Annotated in this window: 4 protein-coding genes and 1 pseudogene; all 5 read right to left on the reverse strand. The window is 60.2% G+C overall.

What is annotated here, in order from left to right; translation table 11 throughout:
• A pseudogene (locus L9Z73_RS26410) lies at positions 1 to 315 on the reverse strand (glucans biosynthesis glucosyltransferase MdoH); the annotation flags it as partial.
• On the reverse strand, positions 308 to 1,978 hold the full coding sequence (locus tag L9Z73_RS26415) for a glucan biosynthesis protein G (RefSeq protein WP_247407486.1): 1,671 nt from the start codon (positions 1,976 to 1,978) through the stop codon (positions 308 to 310). The pseudogene L9Z73_RS26410 and the gene L9Z73_RS26415, both read right to left, overlap by 8 nt.
• Positions 1,979 to 2,301: 323 nt before the next feature.
• Complete coding sequence (gene dtd, locus L9Z73_RS26420; protein ID WP_247407480.1) at positions 2,302 to 2,739, reverse strand: D-aminoacyl-tRNA deacylase; 438 nt, start codon at positions 2,737 to 2,739, stop codon at positions 2,302 to 2,304.
• Positions 2,736 to 3,707: a prolyl aminopeptidase gene (pip, locus tag L9Z73_RS26425; protein ID WP_247407482.1), complete on the reverse strand. Its 972-nt coding sequence runs from the start codon at positions 3,705 to 3,707 to the stop codon at positions 2,736 to 2,738. The genes dtd and pip overlap by 4 nt, the downstream gene beginning before the upstream one ends.
• A gap of 103 nt (positions 3,708 to 3,810) precedes the next feature.
• Positions 3,811 to 4,208, reverse strand: a 398-nt coding sequence (locus tag L9Z73_RS26430) for an alpha/beta hydrolase fold domain-containing protein (protein WP_247407484.1), incomplete at its 5' end; no start/stop codon positions are given.

The raw sequence follows: 4,208 nt of genomic DNA on the forward strand, positions 1-4,208 counted from the left end.
GATATTGGTGCGCCACGGCTCAGGCACAACCTTGGTCCGACGAATCGGCGGGGTGGCCTTGAGGCACACACGACCGCTGGCGTCGAGCGCCAGCATTTCGGCGTCCTGCAGTTCTTCAGCCGTGCTGAGGGTCAACCGGCGGCCAACCGACGCTTGGGCAGCGTCGACCGGCGCATCGAACGTCTTGGACGACAAACGTTCGTGCAGTTCGCTGAAGGATGTACAGCCCGCCAGTTCGGCGCGCTGCTCTGCGGTCATCGGCAGGTGCGCCAGGTACTCGGACAGAGTCTCTGGCTGGACTTGAGAATTACTCATCGGCAGGCAACTGATAGCTCCAGGTTTCGGTCAGGACTTGCTCGGTCTTGATCGGCTCCGGTGTGGCTGGGGCAGCTTCTGGCTGCTTGGCTTCCTTGTCTTTCTTGGCCTGTTTCTCATGCTGTTTGGCCAGCACTTTATCGGCTTTGAGTACTTGGGTCGAAACCTTCTCGGGCTCAGGCTGCACGATGTCCTGGACCAGGGCCGCACGCATTTCAGTCGGTTTGCCTGCGTCCTTGATCTTCATGCGCAAGGTCAGGCGCCAGCCTTTGGTGTGCGCGTTGTAACGCACGCTGTTTTCGACCAGTTCAGCGTTGTCACCCACGCTCACCTGGCTGCGAACCGGCGCGTCCGGCAGCAGTTTCTTCAGGGACGGGCCCTCGAAGTCCACCAGGTAGGCCACGCTGCCATCCGGCTGACGGATCAGGTTGGATTGCTTCACGTCGCCGGTGGAACGCAGGGTCTGCTTGACCCAGGCGCTGTCCGGCGAATGGAACGCGGCGTCGTCCAGGGTCCAGTGCAGGCGATAGGCGACATCCAGCGGCTGGCCGACTTCCGGCAGTTTTTCCGGGCTCCAGAAGGCAACGATGTTGTCGTTGGTTTCATCGGCGGTCGGGATCTCTACCAAGTCGACGGAACCCTTGCCCCAGTCGCCTTCAGGCTCGATCCAGGCGCTTGGGCGCTTGTCGTAGTTGTCGTCCAGGTCTTCGTAGTGGCTGAAGTTGCGACCGCGTTGCAGCAGGCCGAAACCACGCGGGTTCTCTACGGTGAAGTTGCTGACCGACAGGTGTTTAGGGTTGTTCAGTGGGCGCCAGATCCACTCGCCATTACCGGCATGGATCGACAGGCCGCTGGAATCATGCAGCTCGCGACGGTAGTTGAGGACCTTGGACGGCTGGTTCGCGCCGAACAGGAACATGCTGGTCAACGGGGCAACACCCAGTTTGCTGACCTTGTCGCGCAGGAACATCTGGGACTTGACGTCGACCACGGTGTCGGTGCCCGGACGCAGGATCAGGCGATAGGCACCGGTGGCGCGCGGCGAATCCAGCAGGGCGAAGATCACCAGGTGCTTGTCACCCGGCTTTGGACGCTCGATCCAGAACTCGGTGAAACGCGGGAACTCTTCGCCGGACGGCAGCGCGGTATCGATCGCCATGCCACGGGCGGACAGGCCATACACCTGGTCCTTGCCCACGACGCGGAAATAGCTGGCGCCGAGCATGGTCAGGATTTCGTCTTGCTTGTCGCCCTTGTTGATCGGGTACAGCACACGGAAACCGGCATAACCCAACTGCTCGGTGGACTTGGGATCAAATTTGACGTCGCCGAAATCGAAGCGCGTCGGGTCGTATTTGATTTCCTGGACGCTGTCGGCGGTGACTTCGTTGATTTTCACCGGTGTATCGAAGTGCATACCCTGGTGATAGAAGGACAGCTTGAACGGGGTGTTCTGATCGGCCCACTCGGCTTTTTCGTTACGGAAACGAATCTTCTGATAGTCAGCGAATTTCATTTCGCGGAATTCGTTCGGCAGATTGCTGCGCGGAGCTTCGTATTTCTGCCCGGCCAGCTCTTTTGCCTTGGCCGACACATCATCCAGACTGAATGCCCACAGTTGACCCGCGCCGAACAGGCAAAACAGGGCGGAGCCCGTCACCAGTGCGTTTCGTAACCGTTTGGCAGACAATTTTGGTGCATTACAGGGACTAACAATCACGAGCAACCCTCGCCGAAAACAGATCAAAAAACCAACGGCCAGCTATCTATATGCCAGGTTGGCGAGCATTGTTCCGACTCCCCTGGGGCAAAATGATTCCCCTGAGGCTGTCGGACAAGTCTCTACCTAAGTCAAAAATGGACCAAACAACGCTGATCCCCGTAGCGCGCGATTATCTAGTAGCCCGCGAGACAACGCATCAGGGACAACGAAGTATTTGTAGCGAAACCCTGCGTTTTTAGGCATTAACGTCGTTTTTAATACATTCATGTCTGTAAGAGGAAGGTCACAGGGCCATCATTGACCAAATGTACCTGCATATCCGCACCAAAACGCCCGGACGCCACCTTGCCATGCAATTGTTGCGCTTGTAACAGCAAGTGTTCAAAAAGTGCTGCGCCCAGGGCCGGCGGCGCGGCGGTGGAGAAACTTGGCCGCAGCCCGCTTTTGGTATCCGCCGCCAGCGTGAACTGCGACACCAGCAGCAAACCGCCGCCGATATCCTTGAGCGACAGGTTCATCTTGCCGTCGTCGTCGCTGAACACCCGATAGTTAAGCAGCTTATGCAGCAGTTTGTCGGCGCTCTCGACGGTATCCGCAGGTTCCACGGCCACCAGCACCAGCAAACCCTGGTCGATCGCGCCCACGATTTCGCCCGCGACCTCGACCCGGGCGCCACGCACCCGTTGTAACAGGCCCTTCATGCTTCTTCAGGCGGCAGGTCCAGCAGGCGGCGCGCCATCTCGCCGGTCGCGCGCACCAAGGCATCGGTGATGCCGGGCTCGGACGCCGCATGGCCCGCCTCGCGAATAACCTGCAGTTCACTGTTCGGCCAGGCTTGATGCAGCTCCCACGCGTTATCCAGCGGACAGATCATATCGTAGCGGCCGTGGATGATTACGCCAGGCAGATGGGCGATCTTGTGCATGTCGCGAATCAGCTGGTTGGGTTCCAGGAAGGAATTATTGGTGAAGTAGTGGCACTCGATGCGGGCAATCGACAGCGCACGCTGGGGCTCGGCGAAACGCTCGATCAACTGCGGGTTCGGGCACAGGCCCAACATGCGCCCTTCCCAGGTGGACCAGGCCTTGGCGGCGTGCATCTGGGCAATCTGGTCGTTGCCGGTCAGGCGCTTGTGGTAAGCGGTGAGCAGGTCGTGGCGCTCGTCCTGAGGGATCGGCGCAAGGTAATCCTGCCAGTAATCCGGGAACAGGCGGCTGGCGCCTTCCTGGTAAAACCAGCGGATGTCCTGGGGCCTGGCCAGGAAAATCCCGCGCACGATCAAACCATGCACGCGCTCGGGATGGGTTTGCGCGTAGGCCAGCGCCAGGGTCGAACCCCAGGAGCCGCCGAACAACACCCATTTGTCGATGCCCAGGTGCTCGCGAATGCGCTCAAGGTCGGCGACCAGGTCCCAGGTGGTATTGTTTTCCAGGCTGGCGCGGGGGGTGGAACGCCCGCAGCCACGCTGGTCAAAGGTGATGATGTGGTACAGGTTCGGATCGAAATAGCAGCGGCTATTGGCGTCGCAACCGGAGCCAGGGCCACCATGGATGAATACGACGGGCAAGCCTTCGGGGGAGCCACTTTCATCGACGTACAGGGTGTGGGTGTCGTCGACAGCCAGATCGTGCCGGGCGTAGGGTTTGATCTGCGGGTACCAAGTCTGCATTGCGCGCTCCGTAGGGGGTCGAGTTCATCCCAGGGGGGACGTCTTTTATTCTGCCGTCTGGCACTATAAACCCGAATTGTGCAATGAGCATGTCCTTGAGCACTTAGACCTGTGTCAGCAGTTCGCGACCCAGGTAATCCAACAGGCAGTTGTAGAGCTGATCGACCTCCCACACCTCGCCGCGCGCCCGCAGACAACCGTGGACCAGGCCTTTGCCGGGGTACAGCACAGCGTTCACGCCCGCCGCTTGCAGATGCTCGGCATACAACAGCCCATCGTCGCGCAGCGGGTCGAACTGGGCCACGGCGATCAATGCCTTGGGTAAACCGCTGAAATCCGCCGCCAGCAACGGCATGGCGTAGGGCGACGGTTTGTCCCACCCCAGCAGGTAAAGCGCCAGGTAACAGTCAGTGTCGGCGGCGCTGAGCAGAGGCGCGTCCCTGCAATCGCGGCGCGACGGCAAGTCGGCGGGGCCACCGAGGCCTGGGTAGATGAGCACCT

This window comes from Pseudomonas emilianonis, assembly GCF_023072625.1.
Classification (GTDB): domain Bacteria; phylum Pseudomonadota; class Gammaproteobacteria; order Pseudomonadales; family Pseudomonadaceae; genus Aquipseudomonas; species Aquipseudomonas paraveronii.